Here is a 25,949-nt window from a genome sequence, read left to right on the forward strand (position 1 = left end):
CCGCGCCCGGTCGTCGCACGCCTGCGCGCAACTCGCGCTCGAAAAAAATCCGGCGCGGGGTTGGGTAACCGCGCGCGGCCGTCGTCCTGTAGTTCGTAGCCGCGAGACGCGCATCGCTTCTCAAGCCAAACGCCGCTCACAGCCGCGCCGATCGTTCCGGCCGCGGCGGTGGGCTCCGATCCGACTTGAGGAGTTCGTTGCATGTCCTTCGCCCCGGCCCGCCGCCGGCGGCCGTCCGCGCGCCTCGCGCTGGCGGCCTGCATCCACCTGGCCCTGACCGGCTTGTGCGTTCCCGCCGCCGCGCAGGCGCCGGCCGCGCGCGAGGCGTCCGCCACGCGCCGTTACGACATCCCGGCGCAGCCGCTGGCCGCGGCCCTGCGCCAGTACAGCCGGGTCAGCGGCGTGCAAGTGGTGTTCGACAGCGCCGAAGGCGAAGGCCTGCGCTCGGCGCCGCTGCACGGCGACTACGACGATGCGCAGGCGCTGCGCGCGCTGCTCGCCGGCACCGGGCTTGGCGCGCAGCGCAGCGGTGCCGGCGCGGTGGTGCTGCGCAAGACCGCGGCGCGCGCGCAGGGCGCCGATGCGCCGCTGACGACCGACACGCTCACCGTCGGCGCGGCCGCCTACGACGATGCCTCGCATCGCGACGAGCGCGGCTACGACGAGGTCTACGACCTCGACCTGTCCACCGTCTACGCGGGCAAGGAGCAGATCGAGCGCTACAAGGGCGCGGCGCCGGCCGACGTGTTCAAGGGCATGCTCAACGTCTACAGCGGCGATGCGCGCAACAGCGGCGCGCTGGACCCGAACATCCGCGGCATCCAGGGTCCGGGCCGGGTGCCGCTGACCATCGACGGCACCGAGCAGGCACTGACCGTCTGGCGCGGCTACAACGGCGCCAACAACCGCAACTACATCGATCCCAACCTGATCGGCGGCATCCAGGTGATCAAGGGGCCGAACCTCACCCGCAACGTCAGCAGCTCGATCGGCGGCGCGGTGGTGGTCAACACCCTCGACGTGGCCGACATCCTCAAGCCGGGCGAGCGCTTCGGCGGCGAATTCAAGGCCGAGAGCAGCGACAACGCGACCGACCCGCGCCTGCCGCGGCTGTCGACCGGCCAGGACTACCGCACCATTCCCGGCTTCCCGAGCAATCCGCAGGCGACCTACTACGACCCCACTTTGTACAAGCCGGTGCGCGGCAGCGGCGGCAACGACCTCATCGCCGGCGACGACCACGCCATGCGCCTGGCGCTGGGCCTGCGCGAAGACCGCTTCGACCTGCTCGCCGCCTACGCCTACCGCAAGAAAGGCAACCACTTCTCCGGCGAGAACGGCGGCGATTTCTACGCCCGGCCCTACGACCCGGCCAAGAGCCTGAACTACATCACCAGCCTGGCGCGCTTCTACCATCCCGGCGACGAGGTGCCGAACACCTCCAGCGAGATGGAATCGTGGCTGTTCAAGGCCACCTGGCGCGCCAGCGAACACCAGACCCTGAAGTTCGGCTTCCGCGACACCCGCTCGGACTACGGCGAGATCCTGCCCACGCGCATCTCCTGGCGCGACACCACCGACACCGGCGCGCCGCAGTGGCCGCTGAGCAAGGTCGAGGCCAAGGCCTACAACCTGGAATACAAGTGGCAGCCCGGCGGTCGCTGGTTCGACGTCTACGCCAACCTGTGGACCACGCGCACGCTCAGCGACACCTACAGCGCCGGCGGTTTTCCGAACTGGGCGACCTATGACGACCCGCTGCTGCGCAACACCGCGCTGGCCAACGCCCACCACGACCGCAACGGCCTGACCTTCAGCAACAAGAGCGCGCTGCGCGCGGACCTGGACCTTACCGTCGGCTTCAACTACCAGCACGAGAAGCTGCGCTCGGACGACGAATACAACGGCGTCGCCGACGGCTGGCGCATGTTCCCGCGCGCCGGCCGGCGCGAGGAACGCGACTTCAGCCTCAAGCTGGACTGGCGTCCGAGCGAGCGGCTGAGCCTGAGCGCGGGCGCGCGCCATCAGTCGTACTGGGCCTTCGACGACTTCCTCGCCGATCAGCTCGCGAAGGGCGACACCCGCCTGGGCCAGGTGCTGTTCCCGCAGCGCTACGCGATGACCTATTTCACGCGCGATCCGCGCATGAGCCAGACAGTGCTGGACGCGCGCATCGCCACCATCCGCCGCAACGCCGAGCGCTTCGGCTGGACCCCGCAGGTGCTGGCGACCCAGATCGAACAGGCGACCTACACCGTCCGCAACGTCGCCCCCGACTGGCGCCCGGACGCGGACGGCCGCTTCCGCCGCGCCGACAACGTGTTCCTCAACGGCAGCCTCGACGGCATCGACTACGGCCGCGCCAGCGCCTCGCTGCAGCCGCTGTTCCTGCAGCAGCAGGCGCAGCACCACGACGGCAGCGGCTGGACCCCGACGGTCGCGGCGACCTTCAACTTCAGCGACCACGCCCGGCTGTACTTCCGCCACAGCCAGGCGCGGCGCTATCCGAGCATGTTCGAAAGCACGCTGGGCTTCTCCGCCGCGCTGCCGGTGGCGCCGCTCAAGCCCGAGCACGCCTACAACTACGAGCTGGCCTATGTGCACGACTTCAGCCGCGCGCTCGGCGCCGACTACGCCGACATCAAGCTGACCTACTACCACCACAAGACCCGCAACGTGATCGAGCGCAGCGGCCAGCTGCAGTTCTCCAACCTCGACAAGCAGACCCTGCGCGGGTTGGAGTTCCAGGGCCGCTACGACAACGGCCGCTTCTTCGGCGACCTCAGCGTGGCGCGCAACCTGGAGAACCGGGTCTGCGACGAAAGCGTGGCGGCGATCAACGACCCCACCGGCCGCATCGGCGTGCCGGACTGCGTGCAGGCCGGCTTCGTCGGTGGTTATCTGATCACCCAGGCGCTGCCCGAACTGTCGGCGAACTTGACCCTCGGCGGCCGTTTCCTCGACCGCCGGCTGGAAGTCGGCGCGCGCGTGGTCCACCACAGCGGCTACGAGAACGACGACTACGACCTCTACCAGGAACAGCGGCTGGGCGCGTACTTCAACGTGCCGCTGGCCTGGGACCGCATCACCACCTACGACGCTTACGTCAATTACCGCGTCAGCGACGCGCTGGCGCTGGAGCTGGTCGGCACCAACCTGGGCGACCTGTACTACGTCGATCCGCTGACCCGCTCGGCGATGGCCGCGCCCGGCCGCACCTTGAAGCTGAGCCTGACCGCGAAGTTCTGAAGCGGCGCCGCCGACGCGGCACCGCCCGCGCCAGGGACGGCGCGACCCCCGATCTGTTGCGCACGAAGCAATGGATGAGCGACCGGGCGCGCCACGCGCTCTAGCCAAAGTTCATCCCCTTGTTCCAATCCATTCAAAGGAGTTCCACATGAAGCGCATGAGCCTCACTCTGTCCGCCCTGGCCCTGGCCGCGCTGGCCGGCACCGCCCAGGCCGCCGTGGTCGGCGACCAGAGCGACAACACCTACGTCGAAGCCGGCGTGTCCACCGTCAACGCCGGCCCGCACATCGCCGGCCGTCCGGGCATCGGCGTCTACACCATGGGCACCGACCGCAAGGTCGACTTCCAGGCCCTGCAGACCTTCGCTCCGGCCGACGCCAACGGCGTCTCCAGCCTGGTCTCGCCGATCACCCCGCCGACCCACAGCGGCATGGGCGTGTTCCACTTCGCCAAGATCGCCGGCCACAACGTCTACTTCGGCGAGTGGTCGCAGAGCGCGCCGACCGACGGCACCCACACCGTCTACTACGCGGGCGACAACGCCGGCACCACCGTGCCGGCCTCCGGCACCGCCACCTACACCGTGGCCGGCCTGAACCAGTACAACGGCGCCAACAAGCTCAACGGCACCTTCAACGCCAACTTCGGCGCCGGCCAGCTCAGCGGCAGCCTCAGCAACGGCACCGTCACCGTCGACATCGGCACCGCCGCGATCAGCGGCACCGGCTTCAGCGGCAGCGGCGCCAGCGCCACGGTCGGCGGCGCCACCGTCGCCACCGGCGGCGTCAGCGGCCAGTTCTTCGGCGCCAACGCGGCGGCCCTGGCCGGCGTGACCCGCTTCGACGACCGCCTGTACGACACCGCCTTCGGCGGCACCAAGAATCCCTGAGGGATTCGCCGGTGAAGGCCCGCGGCCGGTTCGCCGGCCGCGGGTCGCCGCGTCGCCGCAGGGAGGCGGCGGCGCGGTTCCGGCGGGCGACGATGAAGCCTTACCGAACCGTATCCAACGCGATTGCTCCGCGCGCCGCCGGCCTCGCCGCCGGGTTGGCGCTGTGCCTGTTTTCTTGCGCCGCGCCCGCGCAGAACTCCGCCCAGGACCGCGACGACACCCGCCTGCGCCTGGACCACGGCCTGGAGCAACGCCAGGCCGAACGCGAGCGCGCCCTGCTCGAAGAGGAGAACGCCGCGCGCGGCGACGCGGCCACGCTGGCGAACGTCGATCTCGACGACCCCAACGCCCTCGCCGCCGCGCTCTACCAGGCGGTGAACGCGCGCCGCTGGGTCCAGGCGCGGCCCCTGCTGCAACGCTATCGCGCGCTGCCGCAGCGCGACCGCATGCTCGAACTGTATGCGCAAGGCGCGCTGGCCCGCGCCGACGGCGACCTGCGCGGCGCCGAGCGCGATTACCGCGCCCTGCTCGAACTGCAGGCCGACTTCCTGCCCGCGCAGTTGGAACTGGCGCGGGTGCTGTTCGAGAACCAGCTCGACCGCGAAGCCGAGCAACGCTTCCAGGCCATCGCCGCAGCGCTCGACGCCGGCGACGCCAAGACCGCCGGCGTGCGCCGCACGGTCGAGACCTTCCTGCGCGCGCTGCGCAACCGCCGCGGCTGGCACGGCAGCTTCGCGCTCGGCCCGACCTGGAACGACAACCTCAACCAATCCTCGGCCAGCCGCACCTGCCTGCTGGCCGCGCCCGACGGCCAGTGCGCGATCGAGCGCACCCTGCCGGCGGCGATCGAAGGCGGCGGCCTGGACTTCGACGCCGGTTTGACCCGGCGCCACCCCCTGCGCGGCCATCACGGCCTGTACCTGCGCTCGCTGCTGTACGGCTATTCGTACCGCGACCACAGCGCGTACAACGAGACCACCGCGAGCGCGAGCGTCGGCTACTCCTACGCCAGCGCGCGCCACGCGTTCACCGCCGCGCCGCAGTTCGAATATTCGGCGTTCGGCAACCGCAGCCTGTACGGCGCCTGGGGCGCGCGCGCGGACTGGACCTGGACGATCTCGCCGCGCTGGCTGTTCAAGCTGGAAGGCGACCACAAGCGCATGCGCTACCGCCGCAGCGACCTCGCCGGCTACGACGGCCCGACCACGGCGGTCTACGCCACCGTGTGGCGCGCGCTGCCGCAGCGCTGGCTGTTGTTCGGCGGCCTCGACCTGGCCCGGCGCGAGACCCGCCGCGACACCGAGGCCTATCTGCAGCGCGGCGCGCGCCTGGGCCTGTCCAAGCAGTTCGATGCAGGCGTGTCGCTGCTGCTGTTCGCCTCGCTGCGCAAACGCACCCACGACGAGTGGAACGCGACTTTCCAGGCCCGCCGCCGCGACGACGAATTCAACGCCACCGCGATCGTGCGCCTGCCGCGGCTGGCGTTCGCCGGCTTCACCCCGAGCCTGACCTTCAAGCGCAACCGCACTGCCAGCTCGATCGACTGGCTGTACGGCTACGACCGCGACAGCGTCAGCCTCAAACTGGAGCGCGCGTTTTGAGCGCGCCCGCGCTGCAGGCGACCGCCGCCGCACGGGCGATGCGCGCCTGTTCGCGCACGCTGCATCGCGCGCGGCCGCGCGCGCCGCGGCCGGCCGCGCGCGAGCGCGAGCCCTGGCTCGGCGGCGTCGCGGTCACCGCGGCGCTGCACGCGGCGCTGCTGGTCGCGTTGCTGCAACTGCGCACGCCCGCGCCGCCGACCCCGCCCGCGGCCGCGGTGGTGCTGGAACTGTCGTTGCTGCCGCAGGCGCCGCCGGTGCCGGCGCTCGACCTCCCGCCGGGACCGGCGCAGCCCGAACGCGCCGCCAGCCGCGCCCGGCCGCCGCGCGACGTCGCGCGCGAACGGCCGTTGCCGCAACCGCCGCAAACCCTGGGCGACACCGCCAGCGCGCCGCAACCGGCCGCCCGCAGCGAGCCCGTCGAAGCAACCGCCGCGCAAGAACAGGCCGCCGCCAGCGCATCGGCGCCGCCCGCCGTCGCCGCCGTCCCGGCGCCGCGCTACGCCGCCGCCCAGGACGCCGCCGGCGCGGGCCGCGAAGTCCCGCGGCACTGGCAGCAATTGCTGCTCGGCCACCTGGAACGCTTCAAGCGCTATCCGCGCCAGGCCCGCCGCCTGCATCAACAAGGCGTGGCCCAGTTGCGCATGTCCGTCGCCGCCGACGGCGGCGTGCGCGCCGCCCGCATCGAAGCCTCCAGCGGTTATCCCGGCCTGGACGAAGAAGCCCTCGCGGTCGCGCAGCGCGCCAGCCCGGTGCCGGCGCCGCCGGCGGAACTGGGCGATCCGGTCGAGGTGGTGGTGCCGATCGAGTTCTACATCGCGCGTTGAAGCGGTCGGCGCCGCTCGGGCGCGTTTGTGTATGCTTGCCCGCAACATTGCGCGATCTTCCAGGAAGGAGACCGTATGGCGTTGAGGACTTCGCCCGATTGGAGCGCCTGGCTTGCGCTACGCATGTTGCAGGAACTGCGCGAAAGCGCTGCGCCGGTGGATTTCCGGACCCTGTACGACAACGCGACCGCTACCCAGCGTCGAAGCCGCGCCCTGACCCGCCAGCAGCGCGAGCTCGCCAACGATATCCTCGCCGATTGCATCGAACTGGGACTGGTGCGCGTCCATTCCGGCGACCCGCCGCGCTACAGCGCCAGCGACGGCGGCAGGCCGCCGCATGATGGCGCGCCGCCGGAACCGGTCTGGCGCGACGACGGCGAACCGCCCGGTCCTCCGCCCGGCGACGGACCGGCCGCCCCCGACGATGGCGGCTCCGGCATCGGCGAAGTGCTTGCGCATCCCGTCTTGTTCTCGCTCTCCGAACAGGACTTTCAGGCCGCCGTGGCGCGTTCGCTGGAGAGCTACGAATGACCCTGATCGACAGCCTCGCCTTGCTCACGCTCAAGTGCGCGCCGAACGTGTTCGACTTGTCCGCCGACATGAGCCACGCCAGCATCCGCGACCAAGTCGTGCGTGCGCGCCTGCTCGCGCGCGATCTGGCCGCGTTGCCGCAACCGCCGCGCTCGGTGCTGGTGGTCGGGGCCGGCTTCGCCGGCGTGTCGGCGGCGCTGACGCTGGCCAAGGCGGGCATCGCCGTTACCGTGGTCGAGGTCAATTCCCAACCGTTCCAACTGCAATCGTCCGCCCAAGACCGCTACATCGCGCCCTTCATGTACGAGTGGCCCAGTCATGGCGCCGACGATCAGCGCTATCCGCCGCAGTGGCCAGTCGGGGTCGAAGACGATTCCATTCTCGCTGGATTGTGGGACGCGGCCGACCCGGCCGTGCTGTCCAAGTGCTGGCACAGGAAGGCCCATCGCCGGCTCGGTATCGCGTCCGCACCCAGCGCCTGCGAGTGGCGGGAAGCGCAAGGAGGCGCGCCGCTGCCGGCGCCGCTGCTGGCGCAACGGGCGCGCGACCGCTTGACCTTGCTGTTGAACACCCTCCCCTCGCCTCCGAAGATTCAAGTCTGTGTCCAGAAGGCAAAAGTCGCTGCCTTCGTCACCGAATTCGCCAAACGCAGCGGCAAGCATTATCGCCGCCACGGTACGGCGCCGGTGCGCGGGGTATTTGCCGAGCCTTGGCAAAAAGTTCGCGAGTCGCAGGGATGCTCGTGGCCGAGCCTTACCCAGTCCCCATTCGTCGTGGACGTGGACATCATCATTCTCGGCGGCGGCCTGGGCCAAGAAGGCACGGAACTGCCTCTTCCGCCAAGCGTCCGAGACGACAGCCATCGCATCGTCGGTAGGGATTTCTGGGATTCGGACGACTGGCTGAACGCCAGCGCCCACGACCGCGTCGGCGTTTTCGGCGGCGGCGACGGCGCCCTGCAGGACGCATTGCGCGCGCTGACCGGCGACAAACACCCGCTATGCACGTTGCAACGAATGTACCGGACGGCGGGCGCGCAAACCGCGCTGTCCGCGGTGGAACCGCGACTGCTGGCCTTCGAACAGGAGGCGCGACTCGCCGCTACCTGGAGCCAAGCGCACCAGGCCGCGGCTGCGACCTCGCCCAGACTCGCCCGCGCGAACGTCGACCGGCGTCTGGATCTGCGCTGCGCGAAGTTGGCGCGCGCGCTGGCCCGACAGGCGCCGGTAACCGCAGCGGTCGAGTCCGTCCTGCGCAACGGCGACGGCGAGGTGGTGCATCTCTTCCGCGAACGCTATTTCACCAAGTCCTACTTGCTCAACCGCTTCCTGCTGCACCTCATCCATGCCTGCCAACCCCTGCATTCGCGATTCCCGGGCAAGGTCGGTTACCGCAAGCTGCCCGGCCAACGGCTGTTCCACGGTTATGCGGAACAACCCGCCACCGGCGGCACGGGGCCGCAGAAATTTCATGTCTTCTCCGAGCCTGCTCATCCGGATTCGGCGATGGAGTTCGACCGCGTTTCGGTACGCCTCGGCGCCGCCGCGGGGCCCGGCCGGCAGATGGTCGGCCTCAGTACGCAGCGGATCGCCGAGCGTACCTGCCTGGGCGCGATCGCCTATCCGCTGGTGGCCGACCCGATGCCTTGAACTGCGGCAGCGCTCCAGGATTGCCCACGCAACCGCGACCCGGCACCATCGCCCTACCCGTGATCGAAAGGCAACGATGAACATCAGGACGTGGAGCGCCGCGCTGTGCTGCGCGATCGCGGGATTGATCGCAGCGCCGACCGCGGCCGCGCAGACCGATCGGCTGGAAACCTCCGACATCCCGCGCTTCTGGACCGCCTACGACGCGATCCGCGCCAGCGCCGATCCCGCCGAGAAGCGCCGCATCCTGCTGCGCGACTACATCGAGCCCGGCACGCCCGGCCTGCAGGCGTTCATGCAGGCCAAGGGCTATACGCCGGAGTGCTATCTGCAGGCGATCGAGCGCTACCCGAAGTTCTGGGCCTCGGTCCGCGCCGGCACCTTGGCGCTGGCCGGCAAGACCGCCGACGCGCCGCAGCGGATCGAGACGTTGCGCGCGCTGTATCCGCCGCTGCGGCCGGCGACGATCTATTTCGCCATCGGTTGCCTCAACTCCAGCGGCACCACGCTCGGCGACAAGGTGCTGATCGGCGCGGAACTGGCCGGCGGCGGACCCGAGACCGACGTGTCGGAGATGGCCGAGGCGCGCCGCACCAACCTGGGCCGTTTCTTCGCCACCCGTCCCAGCGATGGCTTGCCGCTGCTGCTGGTGCACGAATACGTGCACACCCAGCAGAAAGGCCCTGGGCCGACCCTGCTGGCGCAGGCGGTGTACGAAGGCGCGGCCGATTTCGTCGCCGAGCGCGTCGCAGGCCAGTTGCCGCCGCTGGACTACGCCAGCTACGGCCCGCGCAACGAGGCCCGGCTCAAGCGCGACTTCCGCGCCGAGATGTACGACGCCGGGTACGATAAGTGGCTCTACAACGCGCCCGATCCGCGCTACGGCGTGCGCGACCTGGGCTACTACATGGGCTATGCGATCGTGCGCGACTACTACGCGCGCGCCGCCGATCCGCAGCGCGCGCTGCGCGAGATCGTCGAGCTGGACTGCACCGACCAGGCCGCGGTGGACGCGTTCGTGCAGCGCTCGGGGTTCTATTCCCAGGCCGAACTGCGGGCCGCCGCTAAGGCCGCCCGGGCCGCGACGCCCGCGCGCTGAGCGCGCGGGCCCGGCGTCCGCCGCCGGCGTCGTCGCGCTCTCGCCTGCGCCCGCGCCTGGAACCGGGCGCAGGCGCGCAGCGGCGGCGCAACTACGCCGCGTTGATCCGCGACTCGGCGTAGCGGTACGACAGCAGCATCCGGATCAAGGTCTCGACCTGCGCCGAATCGCGCGCGTCCAGCCGCGCCATCGGCAGGCGGTGGCCACGGCGGCCGAGCGCGTCGCGGAATTCGAGCAGGGCGAAATCGTCGCTGAGGTCGGCGCGGGTCACTCCGACCGCGAACGAGGCCGCCGGCGCGATGCGGGCGAACTCGCGCAGCAGCGCGTCGGCCTGGCCGATCATGTCGGGATCGTCGGCGGCGACCAGCACCACGATGCCGACCGCGCCTTCGCACACCAGCGGCCACATGAAGTCGAGGTAGCGCTGGCCGGGCACGCCGTAGACGTGCAGCAGCTCGCCGTCGTCGAGCTCGATGGTGGCGTAGTCCATCGCCACCGTGGTGTGGGTCTTGCCGCCCTCGCCGGCGTGGCTGATCGGCATCTCGGTGCTGATCGGCTCGCCGTCGGAGATCGCGCGGATCGCGGTGGTCTTGCCCGCGCCCATGTTGCCGACGAAGGCCAGTTTGATCAGGTCGTTCATCGCCCGCGTCCCAGGTTCAAGCCGAAGCGCCGCGCCAGCCGGCGCAACAAGCCGGGCGCCTGCGCGTCGTGTGCGCGGCGCCGCTCGGGCGCGGCCGCCTCGGCGTCGGCCAGGCCGCTGGCCAGCACCGCAGCGTACATGCGTTCGAGTTCCAGCGCCGAGGTCGCGGTGGCCTGGGCCAGTTGCGGCAGCGCCCAGGAGCGCTCGAGCAGGCAGCTCAGCGGCAACAGCCAGTGGGTGGGCAAGGCGTTGGCCGACAGCAGCGGCCAGGCGCGCAGGCGCAGCGCGCGGTCGGCCGGCACGTCGGCGATCGGCGCGTCGTGGGCCAGGGCGATGTCCCACAGCACCGATTCGAGCGGATAGCTCGCGGTCACGTCCTGGGCGAACTCTTCGCTGTAGCGGCGCGGCGACAGCGGGGTGACGAACCAGTTCGGCGCCAGCGCCTCGGCGATCAGCGCCGGGTACGGCATGCGCCGCAGCATGTGCAGGCGCGCGCCGGCGAAATCGACCACCAGCCGGAACAGGCCGCGTTCGAGCAGGCACACGCCGTCGGCGGACGCGGCCAGCAGTTGCCGCAGGAACGGCGCGGCGGCCGCGTCGACCGGCTCGGCGCGCGCGTCCGCGGGCGCGAGCGCGTCGAGGCGTTCGCGCAGGCAGGCCGACAGTTCGTCGGGCTCGGCGTACAAATCCAGCGAGCGCACCGTCTCGGGGTCCCACGGCAGCCGGCCGATGCGCACCACCGGAACGCCGCTGCGCAGCGCGGTATCGACCGCCATGCGGCTGGCACTGGTCTCGGTGCCGACCACCAGCACCTGCGCGGGCTGGCCGTCCCATTTGCGCAGTTCGACTTCGAACCGCTCGCCGGCCAGCAACTCGCCCGCGGCCTGCAGGCGCGCGTCGCGGGATTTGTCGAGGTCGATGCTGGCGACCACGTAGCGCTGCTTGAATGCCACCAGTGCCTCCTCGCCGCGGGGGCGGCGCGGCGCGGGCATACGCGGCCGCGCCGTCGGCGCGGCCGCGCAAAGCCGGGTCATGGAAGAACGATCGCCCGCGGCGCGGGCGCGCGCGCGGCGGCCGCGCGACGCCCGGCCGCGGATCCGATCGCCTGCAGTCCGATCACTTGAAGTCCAGGGTCTTCTCGAACGACTTCAGCTCGTGGCGGGCCATCGCCAGGTTGGCGCGCGAACGGTCCAGGGCCACGTACAGGAACAGGGTCGGGTTGCTGTCCAGCGGGCGGATCAGGTGGTACTGCTTGCCCAGGCTGATCAGGATGTCTTCGATGGTGTCGTTGAGGCCGAGTTGCTGGGCGACGCGGCGCTTGGCGCGGATCACTTCGGAATTGCCGGCCGCGGCCGTTTCCAGGTCCAGCCCGCCGCCGCCGACGGTGGCCAGCGACATGCCGCTGTCGCTGTCGACCAGCGCGGCGCCGACGAAGCCGGCCAGGTTGTTGAGTTCGTCCAGTTGCAACTTCGACATCTCTTGCTCCTTGAGCGTGGATACGGCGTGGATACCGCGGTGAGGGTGCAGCGGCCGCGCGGGCGCGGCGCCGCCCGCGCGGGGCGCGGCGGGCGGATGGATCGGGGGACTAACGTTCGGCCAGCGCCGCCGTCCGCGGTTCGGACAGGGCCGCGCCGATGCGCGCGGCGCAGTCGCGCGCGCCGACCAGCAAGGCGGCCAGGAGCGTGTCGGGGCCGGCCATCGCCAGCAGGGTCAGCGGCTTGGCGGCGTGGATGCGGAACAGCACCAGATTGCCGCGCGCGGTGCAGACGGTGGCGTAATCGGCCTGGCTCAGTTCGATCTCGCGCGCCAGGGTCTCGCCGAGGGTAAGGAAGGAATTGGCCATCGCCGCGATCCGGCGGGCGTCGGCGCCGCCGTCGAGACGTTCGGCCAGGGCGCGGCCGTCGGCGGTCGACACGCACAGCGCGCGCACCCCGGGCACCCGTTCCCAGCAACGCTGAAGTTCCGCGGCCAGGACGTCCTGTGTCGCGCCTTCGCTGGACGGGGCCGCGTCGAGGCGGCCCAGCAACATGTCGATGGTCGTTCGCTGCATGCGAGTTCCGCTCCCCTGGGCCCGCCGGCCCGCTAGAACGCCTTCGGGCGCCGGGACCGGCCAAGAAATACGACTTCGATCACACTATATCCGTTTTTTTATGTGATGTTTGTTGCAGTTTTTACAGGGTCTGTTCTATCGCCGGGCACATTGGCATCGTCGCGGGGCCGCTGGGGGGCGGACGCGGCGGCAAAAGCGGCTGGTATCGCAGGCGCGGCGGGGCCGCGCAGGGCGAGCGCGCGATGCGAACAGTTGCTCTATCGGGCCGCGATACGCGTGCGGGCGTCGCCGCAGCCGCCATCGAAGCGGACCTTGGAACCCAGGCCGATCCATCGCCGCGGCGCGGGCCGGGGCGGCCGCGCGCTCAGAAGTCGCAGGCTTCCCAGCCCGGCGGCGTGCCGTCGGTCGAGCGGCCCTGGAAGCCGGCGTCGAGGGTGTTCTGCGCCCAGGCATCGCCCTGGGCGAGCTGGGCCGGGCTCAAGCCGGTGGCCACCGCCGCCAGCTGCCGGTCGAGCTGGTCGGCGCGGTGCGCTTCGGCGCCCAGGCGGTAGAGCTTGAGATAGCGGTAGTGCTGCAGCGGATCGGCGCCGAGCAATCCGGCGAGCAGGCTCTTGGAGCCCGGCTCATAGGCCTGCTGCAGCAGGTCGACCACGCGCCAGTCGCCGGCGGCGAGCCCGGCCTCGACCAACGCGGCGGCGGTGCCGCGGTACGCGCGCAGGCCGTCGGGATGGCGGATCAGGCTGCGCGCGTCGTACAGCGGCCCGCGTTCCAGGTAGCACGCGCGCGCCTGTTCGTCGCCGAGCCGGGCGGCCTGGGCGATGTTCGGCACCAGGCTGGCGAGCATGGCCTCGTCGACGCCGGCGCAGGTCGCCTGGTCCTGGCGCTGGGCCTGCTGGCGCAGCTCCATCGCTTCGAGCAGCGCCTGATAGGTGCGCAACTGCGCCGCGCTCATGCCTTCGGTGGAGCGCCGGGTCAGGTCCTCGGTGGCGCCGGCGTTGCGCCATTGGGTGCTGCGCAGCCGCGCGCAGCGGTCGAGGTCGCGGACCAGCCGGGTCGCCGCGCCGGCATCGCCGGCGTTGGCGCGCGCCTGCAGCTGGGCGAAGTGGTCCTTGAGCGGCGCGCCCGGCGCCGGCAGGACCCCGCCCTTGATCGGTGTCGGCAACGCCCCGGCCGCGGCGGCGGCGTCGCTGCCGGCCGCGCTCTCGCCGGCGATGCGCACGTGCGAGTCCGGCCGCGCCGCGCCGGCGCCGACGCCGGCGCGGCCGGCGAAGTAAGCGGCGACGATCGCCGCCAGCGCCGCGGCGATGCCCGCGGCGAGCAGCAGGCGGCGCCGGGCGGAGCCCGGACGCGGCGCCGGGGAAGACGGTTCGATGCTCATTCGGAAGGAAACACGCAGGGGTCCCACAGCGGGCCGTCGGCGTCGATGCGCCGACCGTGGAAGTTCTGGTTGAAGGTGCGCGCCGCCCAGGCGTCGGCGTCGGCGAGCTGGGTCGGGCCGAGTCGGGCCGCGGCCGTCGCCAGGTCCTCGTCGGTGGCGCCCGGCTGCGACGGCGCGCCGAGCCGGAACAGCTTGAGGTAACGATAGCGCTGCGCCGCGTCGTCGCCGACCGCGGCCGCCAGCAGGCTGTCGGCGCCGGGCTCGTAGGCGCCGCGCAGTTGGTCGAGCACCCGCCAGTCGCCGTCGGCGATGCCGCGTTCGATCAACGTGCGGGCGGTGCCGCGATAGGCCGACAGGCGTTCGGGATGGTCGAGCAGGCCGGCCGCGTCGAGGCCGGGGCCGCGCGCGAGGTAGCAGGCGCGCGCGTAGGGCTCGCCGAGCAAGGCGGCCTTGTGCAGATTCGGCACGAGCGCGCCGAGCATGGCCGCGTCCACGCCCTGGCATTGCGCGCGCAGCGCGTCGAGCACGCGTTCGTTGGCCTCGGCCGCTTCCAGCGCGGCGCGCGAACCCTGGCGCGACCGCGCGTCCGCGCCATCGCCGCCCGCCATCACTTCATCGGAATAGCGCCGCACATCGCGCTCCAGGCGCGCGAACCGGCGGCATTGGCTGAGATCGCGATACAGCCGGGTCGCGGCGCCGGCATCGCCGGCGTCGGCGCGCGCCTGCAGCGCGGCGAAGCCGCGCTTGAGCGGCGCGCCCGGCGGCGGCAGCGCGGCGCCGGACGGCGCGCCCGCGGCCGGCGCAAGGGTGTCGGTCGCCGCCCGTCCTTCGGCGGCGACCGGACCCGCGGCTTCCTCATGCGACGCCAGTCGTCCCTGGTGGCGGCCCATGAGGTACACGGCGACGATGGCGGCCAGAGCGAGGGCAATGGCCGCCGCGATCCGCACGCGCTTGAGCGGGACGGAGGAAGGACGGGTCATGCGTCCCATCCTTCATCCGCAACGCGTCCGGTTCGCTGTGTCGTCGCCAATGGCCCTTACTGCTCGCTGTTCAGTACGTACTGCGACGACGCGATCGAGGATTTGCCGTTCATGATCGCGGTGTTGGTGCCGGCGGCGGCCGGCAGGCCGACCTTGAGGTTGACCGCGCCGGAGACCAGCGCGTCGAGCACCTGGGTGATGATCGGCAGGCCCAGCGCGATATTGCCGCAACCGCCGGCCTTGGGCACGGCGAAGGCGTTGTCGACCAGGGTGTTGCCGTCCACCTGCAGGTAGCCGATGTAGTTCGGCTCGTCGGTCCACACCGTGTACGCGTTGCCGGTGTTGCCGGAGATCGGCAGGTTCGGCGGCGGCGGCGCGGTGGTGCCGGTCTGCAGCTTGAGCACGATCGGGTCCTGCGCCGAACCGATGTAGCAGCCGCCGCCCAGGAACGGGTTCTGCAGGTGCACGCGCACCGCCAGCCGGGCCACGGTCGGATCGCTGCCGTCTTCCGGCGGGAACAGCGCGTTGCCGAAGTTGGTCTGCACCGCCTGCACCGGTTCGATCGTGGCGCTGACGTCGTTGACCGCGCCGACGATGGCCCAGAACGCGGTCCACAGCGGGCCCGGCCAGTTCGGCGCCGGGTTGACGATGCCGAGCAGCCCGCCCGGGACCTTGCCCGGAGGCGCCTGCAGCGTCGGCCCGCCGACCGCGGCGTAGAACGGCGACGGGCCGAGGCTCTCGATGCCGCCCTGCATCACGATGGGCTTGTCGATCGGCATGGTGGTGCTGCCGATCTTGAGCGTGCCCGAAGTGGTGGTGTTGAGTACGCAGCTGCCGACCGACGGGTTGGTGTACGGGCAGAACTTGAACATCGCATACGGGCCCGACGGCGTGCCGGCGTTGGCCGACGACGCGCTGGCGAGCGTCAGCGCCGCCGCCAGTGCGGCCGTGCGAAGCGAGGTCTTGCGCATTGGGAATCCTCCTGAAAATGGGTGCGGCCGGCGCGCGCCCTGCGCGATGCGGGACAAAAAGGGGAGGAAAGCCTCCTCCCCCTTGCCGAAGTCCGTCTCGGCTCATGCCGCGTCCGGCGCATCGCCGGGCCGTCGGCCCGCACGCGCCACGCATGAAGCGCGGCGGGCTGGCGGCCCGCGCCGGGCGCGGTAGATGGTGCGCCGCGGGCGGGTGGTCAGATCACCGTGACCGGGACGCTCGAGCTCAGGTAGTAGCCGGCCTGGGTCTGCACGCCGCACGGGCCCAGGGCGCCCTGGAACGCGAAGCGGTTGGCCGGGAACGAGGAGTCGAGCGCGCCGCTGATCGAACCCGAGCCGGTGGCGTTCGGGCAGGTCACGTTGAGCGGCAGCGGCAGGTAGATGCGGATGCCGCTGATGGTCACGCCGTACAGCGGGCCGTTGAGGGTCGGCGCGCCCGGGAACGGCGGGTTGGAACCGGTGTAGACGGTGTCGGGCACCATCGACCACGGCAGGTTCTGGGCGACGATCTTGGTGCAGGCCGAGGAACCGGCGAAGGTCGCCGCGCTGACCTTGGCGTTGCCGTTGACCACGTCGACCACGAAGGTCGCCTGGTCGCACGGCAGCTGCAGCTGCAGGTAGCTGGCGGTGGTGCGGCCGGTGAAGGTCACCTGGCCGTTGTTGACCCACGAGGTGCCGTTCCAGAGCAGGAAGGTGCCCGGCGCGGCCGCGGCCGAGGTCGCGCCGCAGATGGCGGCGGCCGAAACCAGGGCCAGGATCGAGTACTTGAGCTTGGACATTGCGTTGTCTCCTGTGAGGCGTCGAAGTAAGCGGGCGTGCGGGCCCGCAGGGACTGTCACGGATGAAGCGGCGCCGTGGCTGCGCTGCCTGGGAGCTGCGGTGCCTGTCTGCAGCGTTTCAGGCGACTGCGTCGCCGCCGCTCCGCCGGAGCGGGCGGCGGCGCTGGATCAGAAGAAGCCCTTGCTCACCGTCAAACCGATGATGCGCGGGTCCTGGATGAACACGTTGCTGGTCAGGCCGGTGTCGTCGCTGTTGAGGAAGGTACCGGTGATGGCCTTGCCGCCGAGCGCGTTCTTGACGTACAGCTGCACCGCCAGATCGCGTTCGATGTCGCGCCAGGTGACCGACACGTTGACGTTGCCCCAGTCGCTGAGCCGGTCGATCTTGTCTTGATAGATGCGCGCCCAGCTCGGCCCCTGGTAGTACAGGTCCGCGCGCACGGTCAGGTCGCCGTGGCCGGTCATGAAGGTGTACTGCGGGCTCAGGCTGGCGGTGATGTGCGGCGCGTTGGGCAGTTCGTTGCCGCCGACGTTCTTGGCGAAGCCGGCGCCGCCGTTGGGCGCGTCCTTGGCCGGATCGTAGGTGAAGCCGAACACGCCGTCGTACGGGCCGCCGGGCGAGAAACCCGCGCCGTTGAGCGGCAGGTTGGTCGAGCAGAAGCTGTTGAGCACGTTGGCGGCGTTGTTGAACGGCGCCGACAGCTGGTACTGCGCCTTGAGCACCGCTTCGACCAGTTCCTTCGGCGCGACGCAGTTCGAGGCCAGCTGCAGCCACGGCTTGACCACGACCCAATCGGCGTTGCCGGCGGTGCGGTCCATCACGTCGATGGAGTACTGGTTGGAACCGACCCGGGTGCGCAGCAGGCCGACGTTGCCGCTGAGCTGGAACGCCTCGGTCGGCCGCCACACCGCTTCGAGCTCGGCGCCCCAGGTCTTGGCGTCGAAGTTCTCGTTGAGGGTGGCGCGGTCCTGGATCTGCGAGACCTGGTAGTCCTTGTAGTCGTTGTAGAACAGCGTGCCGTTGAGGACGAACTTGCCGCCGGCCATGACGTTCTTCATGCCCAGTTCGAAGGCGTTGACGAACTCGGGCTTGAACTCGGGATCGCGCTGCTCGAAGCTCAGCGCGGCCGGGTTGGCGCCGATGCCGGGCGAGTTGGTGCCGCCGGCCTTGTAGCCGCGCGAGGCCGAGGCGTAGAACATCGTGCTGTCGGTCCACGACAGGTCCGGCGACCAGTCCAGCACCAGCCGGCCGGTCGGCTCGTTCCAAGTCTGGCGGATCTTCGCCAGCGCCGGATAGCCGGCGCCGACATAGCCGCCGAACAGCTGCGGCACGCCGGCGGTGCCGGTGGAATCGGCCAGCAGGGTCTGGGTCGGATACGGCGTGGTGATCTTGCGGTCGTTGGTGAAGCGCACGCCGGCGGTCAGGCGCAGGTTGTCGCGCAGCTGGAAGTAGCCTTCGCCGAAGATCGCCGCGGACTTGGTCTCGGCGACGTTGCGGCTGCGGAAGTAGTTGTGGCCCTGGCCGTTGATCGAGCCCAGCGGACTGGGGTCGATGTAGACGCAGGGCACGGTCTCGCCGAAGTTCGGGTCCACGCGCGTGCCCGAGGGCGAGCAGGCGCCCGGGCGCGTGCCGGCGCCGTTGCCGTTGAAGAACAGGTCGGCCAGCGCGGTGAAGCCGTTGCTGAAGACGTAGTAGCTCTCGTCGACCTTGTACTCCAGGTAGTTGGCGCCGACGCTGAAGTTGAACGGGCCGTCGTAGGACGACTGCAGGCGGAACTCCTGCGACCACTGCTTGCTGTAGGAGTCGACCACGTCGACGATCAGCAGCCGGTCCGAGCAGCCCAGCTGCGGATCGCAATACTTGCCGTCGGGGAACGCGTTGTAGGCGGGCTCCGGGCCGTTCGGGCCGAACACCGACACGCCGCTGTTGGTGTTGGTGAAGATCGGGTTGGACTGGAAGCGGCCGTAGTCCTGGGTCGAGTAGTACTTGTCTCGGGTGTACAGGGTCTGCGAAACGAAGCGCAGGTTGTCGCCGACGTCCGAGCTCAGGTTGAACTGGAAGATGTCGTTCTTGGCTTCGAACTTGGGATCGTAGGTGGTGGCGATCTTGCGCAGGTCGTGCGACTGGGTCACGCCCTCGTAGGGGTTGGTGCCGGGCTTGATGATCGAGACGGTGTCGATGAAGTTGCCGTTCGGGTCCAGCAGGTAGCCGATCGCGGTGCTCTGCGCGCCGAGCACGAACGGGATGCTGGCGCCGTTGGGCACGCCGAACGCGCTGTCGCCGTACAGCGAGCCGTCCTGGCAGCCCTGGCTCATGTAGTTGCGGTCGATCCGCGAGACCGTGGTCGAGCCGATCGTGACCGGGCCGGGATCGTTGTTGCACAGCTGCTTGCCGGTGCGCGCGCGGCGGTCGTCTTCCTGGAAGTGCTCCCACACCAGGCTGGCGTCGAACTTCTCGCTGGGCTTGAACGCGAACGACATGCGGGTGGACAGCAGGTCGCGGTCGTTGACGTCGCGGCCGGTCACTTCGTTGTGGTCGTAGCCGTCGCGCTTGGTGTACTGGCCGGCCAGGCGGAAGGCGAAGCTGTCGGTCAGCGGCACGTTGACCATGCCGGTCACGCGCGCGGTGCTGTAGTTGCCGACCTCGCCCTTGACGTTGGCTTCGTAGCCGTCGGTGCTGGCCAGGCTGGGGATCATGTTGACCACGCCGGCGGTCGCGTTGCGGCCGTACAGCGTGCCCTGCGGGCCGCGCAGCACTTCCACCCGCTCGACGTCGAAGTACTCCTGCTCGAACAGGCGGTTGCGGATCAGCGGCGTGCTGTTGAAGCTCACCGCCACCGCCGGGTCGGTGGTCACCGACAGGGCCTGGGTGCCGATGCCGCGGATCTGGAAGTTGTAGCTGGCGAAGTTGGTCTTGGAGAAGGTGACGTTGGGCGTGGCGGTGACCAGGTCGCCGCCGGTCTCGATCTTGCGGTCGCCCAGGTCCTTGCCGCCGAACGCGCTGATCGCGATCGGCACCTTCTGGATGTTCTCGACCTTCTTCTGCGCGGTCACCACGATGGTGTCGAGCGTGGTCGCGTTGGGATTCCTAGCGGGGTTTGCGGTCGTTACCGGCGCCTGTCGATCGTCTTGCGCTTGCGGGGAGGCCGCCGCCGGCTCCATCTCGGCGGCCTCCGGTGCGTTTCCCTGCTTCTCCTCGGCGCCCGGCGCGACCGCCGCGCCCTGCGCGGCTGCGCCGCCCGCGGCGGTGTTGCTGATCAGGATCGCGCCGGAGGCGTTGGTGGCGTAGCTCAGGCCGGTGCCGTCGAGCAGTTCCTCCAGCGCCTGGTGGTTGCTCTTCTCGCCGCGCACCGCGCGCGCGGTCTTGCCCGCGGCGAGCTCCGGCGCGTACAGCAATTGCGTCCCGCTCTGGCGCGCGTACTCGGACAGGGCGGTGTCGAGCCGCTGCGGCGGGATGTCGAAGCGCGCGTTCGCCGCGGAACGCTCGCCGGCGTAGGCCGCCAGGCACGGCAGCAGCGCGAGGAACAACACGCCACGCCGCGATGCGCTCAGCAACGCCTGTTTCCGGTCTCGCAATTGCATTCGTTACTCCCCTCGTTCGGTGGGCCGGCCGCGTGTGCCCGCTGCCTGGTTACCTAGGTACAGACGCGCGCCCGCGGCAAACCCGAACCTCGCGACGCGAATTAATTGCATCGCGCATCTTGTTGTACCGACGAGTTTTGTTTTGCGCCGCAACACCGTCGCGCGCCGCGACGATCGCGCGCGCCCACGCGTCGGCGCGGCGCGCACGTAGCGCGCGCGGACAGACAGGCAGGCCAGAGGATGGGCGACGGCGCGGCGCCGCTGCGGCGCCGCGCGCCTCAGCCGCGCAGCGGCGCGCGCGGCTTGAGCACGATGTCGTCGTTGTCGAGCGTGTCGCGCTCGATCGGGAAGTAGTCGGTCAGCGCTTCGACGAAAGTGCCGGTGTCGCCGGTGTTGAACGCGCCGCTGATCTTGAGCGAGGCGAGCGTGGCGTCGGCGAGCACGATCTTGCGCTGCGAATAGCGGTTGATCTCGGCCACCGCGTCGCCCAGGCGCTCGTTCTCGAACACGATCTGGCCGTTGCGCCAACTCACCACCCGGCGCACGTCGGCCGCGCGCACCTGCGGCGCGGCCTTGGCCAGGGCGACGAACTGCTCGCCCGGGCGCAGCTCGGCCAGTGCCGCCGTCGCGGCGGCGGTCGGACGAGCGCTGGCCACCACCGCGGGCTTGACGGTGCGGGTCACGGTGACCCGGCCTTCGAGCAAGGTCACTTCGAACGCGCGCGGCGACAGGTAGACGTCGAACTCGGTGCCCAGCGCGGTGACCTGGCGGCCGCCGGCGCTGACCACGAACGGGCGGCTGCGGTCCTTGGCGACCTTGAACAGCGCCTGGCCGCGTTCCAGCGTCACCGCGCGCAGGCCGTCGCGGTAATGGGTGCTGACCCGGCTGTCGGTATTGAGGGTGATCACCGAACCGTCGGCGAGGGTGAAGCGCTCGCGCTGGCCGACGCCGGTGCGGTAGACGTTGCCGGCCAGCGCGTCGCGCGCGTCGCCGACCATCCGCCAGGAGTCGCCCAGGTTCAGCCCGAGCGCGCCGAGCAGGCCGGCGACAGTCAGCGAAGCGGCCATCGCCCAGTTGCGCCGGCTCGCGCGCCGCGCCTGGCCCTGGCGCGCGACCCGGCCCAGGGTCTCGCTGCGCAGGGACTGCAGTTCGGGCTCGTCGGCGAGCAGATCAGCCAGCCGCCGCGCCGCCTCGGCGCGCGCGTAAGCCTCGGCATGGCCGGGCGACTGCGCCTGCCAGGCCTGGAACGCTTCGCGCATCGTCGGGTCGTCGCGCTCGCGCAGGATCTCGCTCCAGCGCGCCGCGTCCTCGTCGATGCTCCGCGACCCGGGTTCCGCCGACCCGTCCCGCACCAGCGCGATTTTGCATTTCATCGGGTGTGACCTCTCAGCAAGCTCCGGCCGACGCACGCGGGTACCGCCGCGCCGCCGATGTTCCGATCCGTGACGGCCCGCTCAGGCCGAACGCGTTCGGACGCACAGGTTGCGCCCGCCCTCGCGGGCGTCGCGGACCCTTCAGTCCTGTACTCCCATTCCATCGACGATGCCTCCCAACTGCGCCAGCGCCTTGGCCATGTGCTTCTCGGCCGCGCGCACGGAGATGGCCATCATCGCCGCGATTTCCGCGTATTTCTTCTTCTCCATGACCCGCAGCACGAACACGTCGCGGGTGCGTTCGGGCAGCGCCCGCAGCACCTGGGCCACCAGTTGCACCTGCTCCTTACCCAGTAAGACGCGCTCGGGCGAAATATCCGTAGCCGGATCGTGCACTTCGACGTCGAAGGACTCGTGCGCGTCCTGGTTGCGGGCCCGGCGGCGCCGGCCCCAGTCGCGCAGGGTGTTGGCGGCGACCTGGAACACGTACTGCTCGACGTGCTCGATCGGCCCGCCGCGGGCGCGCCGGATCAGGTGCAGGAACACCTCCTGGGTCAGGTCCTCGACCTCGGCCGCGTCCTTGACCCGCTTGGAGAAGAAGCCGCGCAGGGGCAGGCGGTAGCGCAACGAGACGTTGTTCCACTGGCTGGCGCCGTCCTCGCCGTATTCGGCGAGCGACGCGGACTCGTGCGGCCATGACGCCGGATCGGTCATTGCTGTGTCCTTCCCATGCCCTATGCAACCCGTACCCAATGGAATGGCGCCGGCGCCGACGGCCGCGCGGCGACGCCCGAACGGGCGCCGCGCCCGCAGCCGCGGACGACGGTTCCGATGGCGCACTTGCCCGCGCCGCGCGTTCGCGGCCCCGGTCGCGGCCCTAGACGGGCCGCGGCCGCGGCCGCGACGCGGCGCCCCCCGACGGTGCTGCGGAACGCGTCCTCACACCCCCACCACCTTTTCCGCCCACAGCGGCAGGATCCCGCGCGGCTTGCGCCCCGCGGCCGGCTCGCCGTCGGCGCGCAACGTCGCATCGGCCGCCTGCGCCGCCGCCGGCGCCAGGCCCATCACCTGCTCGACCTGGCGCACCTGGGCCAGATTGTCGAACGGCGTGGTCAGCAGCGGCGAGACGAAGGCGACCAGCCGGCCCAGCATCAGCGAATCGCTGACCGCCTCGCCGACGCAGATCGCCGCGATCAACTCGTCCATGTTTTCGCCGGCCAGCACGCCCGACAACGCCTTCAGGGCGAAGTGCAGGCGGGTGCCCAGCTCGTTGCGCGACTGGTGGGGCAGCGCGCGCGCGAAGGCTTCGAAGAAGCGTTCGTAGATAGGCTGGTAATGCTCGTACAGGAAGCCGCGCACGAACGGCGAAGGATCGCTGTAGACGCGCCCCAGCAGGCGCATGAAGGAAATGCCGCCGGCGCTGTCGCGGCTGAGCCGCACCGCCGGCACGAACAGGATGCCCAGCACGGTGGGCGCGTCCAGCGTGGCCGCGCCGAAGCGCTCCTCGCACAGGGAAAGCAGCTGCAGGCGTTCCGCGTTGAGCCGGTCCAGGCGCGAGGACAGCAGCTCCTGGACCAAGGCTTCCTTGCTGCCGAAGTGGTAGTTCACCGCGGCCAGGTTGACCTTGGCCTCGCTGGTGATCTGGCGCAGCAGCATGCCTTCGTAGCCGTGGCGGATGAACAACGCTTCGGCCGCCTCGAGCAGGCGCCGGCGGGTATCGCTCGAGTTGGCTCGGGGATTGTTCACGGCCGATGTCCCAACACGGCTCCGCCTGGCGACTCGAAGGTTTGCTCCAACTCGCGGATTGAATACCGGAATTGAAACGGCTGTTAGCCTAAGCAGGCGAATTTACCCTGTGCACGCTGCAACGCAATATGCCGGTCGGATGAATGCGCGGCCGGCGCCGCGCCATCCGCGACGGTGCCCGATAACAGATTGATTCGACAGCGGAATGGACGGCGGCGCGAACGCCTGTGCTTATCCGCGCGCAGGACGGGCGCGGCCGCCCTCGCCGCGCCCCGGCGCGCGGATGTGACCGGCGTCGGAAAATTTCGGCGAACCTGTCGTGCCGGGTTCGATTACGCCGCAGACGCTTCGCGGCGGCGCGCCGACCCGCCAAGCCGGGCGGCTCCACCGTAATGCGCGACCCCGTCCCCGCCTCGGGCACCGACGCGACCGCGACGACGCGCGCGCCATCGCGCGCTCACGCCGGCGCCAACCGCACCCGCCCGACCCGGTGCCGCTCCAGGCTCAGCGCTTCGAGTTCCCAGCCGCCGCTGCGCACGCGGTCGCCGGCCGCCGTGCGGGTGTTTGGGTTCGAGTCGCGTGCGGGTCGCGCCGCGACAGGCGACGACGGCGGCTCAGGCGGTGCGCGCGGCCTGGGCGCGGAACTGCTCCTGCTGCGCCGGTTCCTGCGCGGCCGCCTTCTGCTCGGCCTGGGCGAGCTGGCCGAAGGAGGTCTCGACCGGAACCTGCGCCGCCGTCTCGGTATTGACCTGGGCGCGCTTGTGCGCCGGATCGGTCAGCCCTCCCTGTACCGCGAACACGTCGATGCCGGCGCCGTCGCCGCGGCCGGCGACGACATGGTCGACCTGATCGAGCCCCTTCAGCCGCGCATCGACGAACAGCGCTGCGGCGGCCCGCTCGCCGTCCTCGCCGTAAGGCCGTCCGTGCTGCGCGTAGATCCGTTCGACGCCCGCCTGCACCGTGCCATGCATCGAATGGCCGGGATGATCGGGATGGCGCGGATCGAACGGCCGCGCATCGCCCGCCGGCAGCGCGCCGTGGGCGTCCTTGAACGGACTCTCCGCGGGCTTTTCCGGAAGCCGGCGGCCGATCTCCCCGGCGACGCCGATCGGCCCGCGCAGGATCGCGCCGCCGATGGACGCGCCTTCGCGCATGGCCCAGACGTCGTCGCGGAATTTTCCGATCATCGCCTCGAAGCGATGCGCGTTGACCTGGGTTTCGGGGTCGCGCAGCACCGACAGGTCCGCCTTGACGCCGTCGGTGTCGCGAAAGTTGTGCAGGCTGTGCGAGATCGCGCCGACCGCGATGGCGGCCGGCAGATTGCCCCGGTCCAGGGCGCGCTCGTTGTTGCCGTAACCGGCGCCCGACAGCGTCGCGATGTCGTGCCGGCTCGCGTAGACCTTGACCTCGCCGTAATGATGGCTGGCGGAGCTGACGAAGTCGGCCGCCATGACGTGATTGACCACGTCGCGGCCGCCTTCGGGGATGCGTTGGTTGAGGCTGGCCGCACCGTAGGCGTTGAAGGTCTCGCCGTGCAGTCCGTACTTGGCTGCGGTGATCTGGGCGAGGCAGCCGCCGAGGGAGTGGCCGGTGACCGTGACCGGGACGCCCTGCTTTCGCGCGATCTCCATCGCGCGCTCGGTCAGGGCCGAGGCGTCCTTGGTCTGCTGGTTCGCCCGCGTCGCGACCATGCCGCCATCCGCGCGCAGGACGTCGTCGATGAACTCGTCCTTGAACTCGGTTCCGCGGTGGGCGACGACGATCTCGCCGCTATCTTCCTTTTGGAAAACAGCGCCCTGGTATCCCGAGGATTTGTTCTCGGCGACCTCCAGCAGCTTGTATGTCGCATCGTTTATCAGCACTTTCCGCGTCCCATCCTGCATCATATCCGGGAGCGTATAGGCGGCTTCGCTCAGTTCAGCGTAGTGCAAACTTCTAATAGTCATGGCCTGATTCCCTGGCACTCAACGTGATGGTGAAAAATTTCGACGGATCGCTTCCGTATCGCGCTTGCGCGTGTTCTTTTTCAATCGCCGTTTCGAAGGCGTCGTAGGAGTCTTCGAAGGGCACTGCGTACATCTCGCGACGGGCGTAAAGCACCAGAGGCCGGCCTGCCTCGAGAGCTGATCCGCTGAAGGACACATCGAACTTCCGTTCGCTTTCCGCGCCCGTCGGGCGAAGCGACAGGCTGGCGATTTCGACTTGCCAGTTGCACACCCCCCGGCCGAAATAGTCCTTAGCCAGCATCGCGTCGAGATAGACATCGAATTCGAACTCGGACCCCGACTCCTTCCGGACCTTGGCTTCCACCTGAGCACGGGACTGCGTGGGAAACGTTCCGGAAATCGGTTCGGCGGGAGGCATGCAAGCCCGGTCCGGGCCGATCCTGTACTGCACGCCCGCCACCGCATCCCGAAACGGCCCAGGCGCCCCGTCCACCTTCGCCGTCACCACATACTTCCGCTTCGGATCCGGATTGCGTTCGTACTTGGGGTCCTTCACCGCGTTCGAGCAGGCGGACAGGCCCAGGGCGGTCGCCGCGACGACGGTCAGGCCAGCCAGCAGGATTGCGGTTTTCATCGCAGCGGTT

Annotated in this window: 21 protein-coding genes; 7 read left to right on the top strand and 14 right to left on the bottom strand. The window is 70.4% G+C overall.

Annotated features, from left to right (window positions below; translation table 11 throughout):
- The first annotated feature begins 201 nt into the window (after positions 1-201).
- From JHW41_RS21570 to JHW41_RS21600, 7 genes are all read left to right on the top strand, one after another.
- Positions 202-3,249, top strand: coding sequence for a TonB-dependent receptor (locus JHW41_RS21570; RefSeq protein ID WP_250446798.1), 3,048 nt, complete (start codon positions 202-204; stop codon positions 3,247-3,249).
- A gap of 148 nt (positions 3,250-3,397) precedes the next feature.
- Positions 3,398-4,138 (top strand): Slam-dependent surface lipoprotein, encoded by a 741-nt coding sequence (locus JHW41_RS21575; RefSeq protein WP_057946165.1) that lies wholly within the window; start codon positions 3,398-3,400, stop codon positions 4,136-4,138.
- 92 nt (positions 4,139-4,230) lie between these two features.
- Entirely contained in the window at positions 4,231-5,739 is a 1,509-nt protein-coding gene (locus JHW41_RS21580) for a surface lipoprotein assembly modifier (protein ID WP_250446800.1), read from the top strand.
- Complete coding sequence (locus JHW41_RS21585; RefSeq protein WP_250446803.1) at positions 5,736-6,563, top strand: energy transducer TonB family protein; 828 nt, start codon at positions 5,736-5,738, stop codon at positions 6,561-6,563. Before JHW41_RS21580 ends, JHW41_RS21585 begins: the two co-directional genes overlap by 4 nt.
- Positions 6,564-6,686: 123 nt before the next feature.
- Positions 6,687-7,094 carry a hypothetical protein gene (locus JHW41_RS21590; RefSeq protein WP_057946163.1) on the top strand — a complete coding sequence of 136 codons (408 nt, stop codon included), beginning with the start codon at positions 6,687-6,689 and terminating at the stop codon, positions 7,092-7,094.
- Positions 7,091-8,743 carry an FAD-dependent oxidoreductase gene (locus JHW41_RS21595; protein WP_250446806.1) on the top strand — a complete coding sequence of 551 codons (1,653 nt, stop codon included), beginning with the start codon at positions 7,091-7,093 and terminating at the stop codon, positions 8,741-8,743. The genes JHW41_RS21590 and JHW41_RS21595 overlap by 4 nt, the downstream gene beginning before the upstream one ends.
- Before the next feature lie 76 nt (positions 8,744-8,819).
- Positions 8,820-9,842, top strand: coding sequence for a DUF2268 domain-containing protein (locus tag JHW41_RS21600; protein ID WP_250446809.1), 1,023 nt, complete (start codon positions 8,820-8,822; stop codon positions 9,840-9,842).
- A gap of 91 nt (positions 9,843-9,933) precedes the next feature.
- Here the strand turns inward: JHW41_RS21600 and JHW41_RS21605 are convergent, their stop codons facing one another.
- From JHW41_RS21605 to JHW41_RS21670, 14 genes are all read right to left on the bottom strand, one after another.
- Positions 9,934-10,482 (bottom strand): GTP-binding protein, encoded by a 549-nt coding sequence (locus JHW41_RS21605; protein WP_123645481.1) that lies wholly within the window; start codon positions 10,480-10,482, stop codon positions 9,934-9,936.
- Positions 10,479-11,435, bottom strand: coding sequence for a hypothetical protein (locus tag JHW41_RS21610; protein ID WP_250446812.1), 957 nt, complete (start codon positions 11,433-11,435; stop codon positions 10,479-10,481). The genes JHW41_RS21605 and JHW41_RS21610 overlap by 4 nt, the downstream gene beginning before the upstream one ends.
- Before the next feature lie 163 nt (positions 11,436-11,598).
- Positions 11,599-11,958 carry a roadblock/LC7 domain-containing protein gene (locus tag JHW41_RS21615; protein WP_250446829.1) on the bottom strand — a complete coding sequence of 120 codons (360 nt, stop codon included), beginning with the start codon at positions 11,956-11,958 and terminating at the stop codon, positions 11,599-11,601.
- A 109-nt stretch (positions 11,959-12,067) separates the two neighbouring features.
- Positions 12,068-12,532 (bottom strand): roadblock/LC7 domain-containing protein, encoded by a 465-nt coding sequence (locus JHW41_RS21620; protein WP_057946158.1) that lies wholly within the window; start codon positions 12,530-12,532, stop codon positions 12,068-12,070.
- A gap of 364 nt (positions 12,533-12,896) precedes the next feature.
- Positions 12,897-13,910 (bottom strand): hypothetical protein, encoded by a 1,014-nt coding sequence (locus tag JHW41_RS21625; protein ID WP_250446832.1) that lies wholly within the window; start codon positions 13,908-13,910, stop codon positions 12,897-12,899.
- Positions 13,907-14,890, bottom strand: coding sequence for a hypothetical protein (locus tag JHW41_RS21630; RefSeq protein ID WP_250446835.1), 984 nt, complete (start codon positions 14,888-14,890; stop codon positions 13,907-13,909). The genes JHW41_RS21625 and JHW41_RS21630 overlap by 4 nt, the downstream gene beginning before the upstream one ends.
- Before the next feature lie 56 nt (positions 14,891-14,946).
- The gene (locus tag JHW41_RS21635) at positions 14,947-15,861 is read right to left on the bottom strand and encodes a hypothetical protein (protein WP_250446838.1); all 915 of its coding nucleotides are present in this window, start codon (positions 15,859-15,861) and stop codon (positions 14,947-14,949) included.
- A gap of 215 nt (positions 15,862-16,076) precedes the next feature.
- Positions 16,077-16,658, bottom strand: a complete 582-nt coding sequence (locus JHW41_RS21640; RefSeq protein WP_057946154.1) for a hypothetical protein — start codon at positions 16,656-16,658, stop codon at positions 16,077-16,079.
- Positions 16,659-16,826: 168 nt separating this feature from the next.
- Entirely contained in the window at positions 16,827-20,240 is a 3,414-nt protein-coding gene (locus tag JHW41_RS21645) for a TonB-dependent receptor domain-containing protein (RefSeq protein ID WP_250446842.1), read from the bottom strand.
- Positions 20,241-20,518: 278 nt separating this feature from the next.
- On the bottom strand, positions 20,519-21,613 hold the full coding sequence (locus JHW41_RS21650; RefSeq protein ID WP_250446873.1) for a FecR family protein: 1,095 nt from the start codon (positions 21,611-21,613) through the stop codon (positions 20,519-20,521).
- 141 nt (positions 21,614-21,754) lie between these two features.
- Positions 21,755-22,327 carry an RNA polymerase sigma factor gene (locus JHW41_RS21655; RefSeq protein WP_057946152.1) on the bottom strand — a complete coding sequence of 191 codons (573 nt, stop codon included), beginning with the start codon at positions 22,325-22,327 and terminating at the stop codon, positions 21,755-21,757.
- Positions 22,328-22,552: 225 nt separating this feature from the next.
- Entirely contained in the window at positions 22,553-23,359 is an 807-nt protein-coding gene (locus tag JHW41_RS21660; protein WP_082644286.1) for a TetR/AcrR family transcriptional regulator, read from the bottom strand.
- Positions 23,360-23,973: 614 nt separating this feature from the next.
- A complete protein-coding gene (locus JHW41_RS21665) occupies positions 23,974-25,323 on the bottom strand; it encodes an XVIPCD domain-containing protein (RefSeq protein ID WP_250446876.1) in 1,350 nt (449 codons plus the stop codon).
- Positions 25,295-25,939 carry a hypothetical protein gene (locus JHW41_RS21670; protein ID WP_078997732.1) on the bottom strand — a complete coding sequence of 215 codons (645 nt, stop codon included), beginning with the start codon at positions 25,937-25,939 and terminating at the stop codon, positions 25,295-25,297. The genes JHW41_RS21665 and JHW41_RS21670 overlap by 29 nt, the downstream gene beginning before the upstream one ends.
- Positions 25,940-25,949: the final 10 nt, after the last annotated feature.

Source organism: Lysobacter enzymogenes, from assembly GCF_023617245.1.
GTDB classification, from domain to species: Bacteria; Pseudomonadota; Gammaproteobacteria; order Xanthomonadales; family Xanthomonadaceae; genus Lysobacter; species Lysobacter yananisis.

Excerpts from the sequence above, each read along its gene's own strand:
- JHW41_RS21620 (WP_057946158.1), bottom strand. The coding sequence starts at position 12,532 with ATGCAGCGAACGACCATCGACATGTTGCTGGGCCGCCTCGACGCGGCC.
- JHW41_RS21625 (WP_250446832.1), bottom strand. The coding sequence starts at position 13,910 with ATGAGCATCGAACCGTCTTCCCCGGCGCCGCGTCCGGGCTCCGCCCGG.
- JHW41_RS21590 (WP_057946163.1), top strand. The coding sequence starts at position 6,687 with ATGTTGCAGGAACTGCGCGAAAGCGCTGCGCCGGTGGATTTCCGGACC.
- JHW41_RS21635 (WP_250446838.1), bottom strand. The coding sequence starts at position 15,861 with ATGCGCAAGACCTCGCTTCGCACGGCCGCACTGGCGGCGGCGCTGACG.
- JHW41_RS21655 (WP_057946152.1), bottom strand. The coding sequence starts at position 22,327 with ATGACCGATCCGGCGTCATGGCCGCACGAGTCCGCGTCGCTCGCCGAA.
- JHW41_RS21615 (WP_250446829.1), bottom strand. The coding sequence starts at position 11,958 with ATGTCGAAGTTGCAACTGGACGAACTCAACAACCTGGCCGGCTTCGTC.
- JHW41_RS21580 (WP_250446800.1), top strand. The coding sequence starts at position 4,231 with ATGAAGCCTTACCGAACCGTATCCAACGCGATTGCTCCGCGCGCCGCC.
- JHW41_RS21650 (WP_250446873.1), bottom strand. The coding sequence starts at position 21,613 with ATGAAATGCAAAATCGCGCTGGTGCGGGACGGGTCGGCGGAACCCGGG.
- JHW41_RS21630 (WP_250446835.1), bottom strand. The coding sequence starts at position 14,890 with ATGACCCGTCCTTCCTCCGTCCCGCTCAAGCGCGTGCGGATCGCGGCG.
- JHW41_RS21575 (WP_057946165.1), top strand. The coding sequence starts at position 3,398 with ATGAAGCGCATGAGCCTCACTCTGTCCGCCCTGGCCCTGGCCGCGCTG.
- JHW41_RS21595 (WP_250446806.1), top strand. The coding sequence starts at position 7,091 with ATGACCCTGATCGACAGCCTCGCCTTGCTCACGCTCAAGTGCGCGCCG.
- JHW41_RS21570 (WP_250446798.1), top strand. The coding sequence starts at position 202 with ATGTCCTTCGCCCCGGCCCGCCGCCGGCGGCCGTCCGCGCGCCTCGCG.
- JHW41_RS21640 (WP_057946154.1), bottom strand. The coding sequence starts at position 16,658 with ATGTCCAAGCTCAAGTACTCGATCCTGGCCCTGGTTTCGGCCGCCGCC.
- JHW41_RS21605 (WP_123645481.1), bottom strand. The coding sequence starts at position 10,482 with ATGAACGACCTGATCAAACTGGCCTTCGTCGGCAACATGGGCGCGGGC.
- JHW41_RS21670 (WP_078997732.1), bottom strand. The coding sequence starts at position 25,939 with ATGAAAACCGCAATCCTGCTGGCTGGCCTGACCGTCGTCGCGGCGACC.
- JHW41_RS21645 (WP_250446842.1), bottom strand. The coding sequence starts at position 20,240 with ATGCAATTGCGAGACCGGAAACAGGCGTTGCTGAGCGCATCGCGGCGT.
- JHW41_RS21600 (WP_250446809.1), top strand. The coding sequence starts at position 8,820 with ATGAACATCAGGACGTGGAGCGCCGCGCTGTGCTGCGCGATCGCGGGA.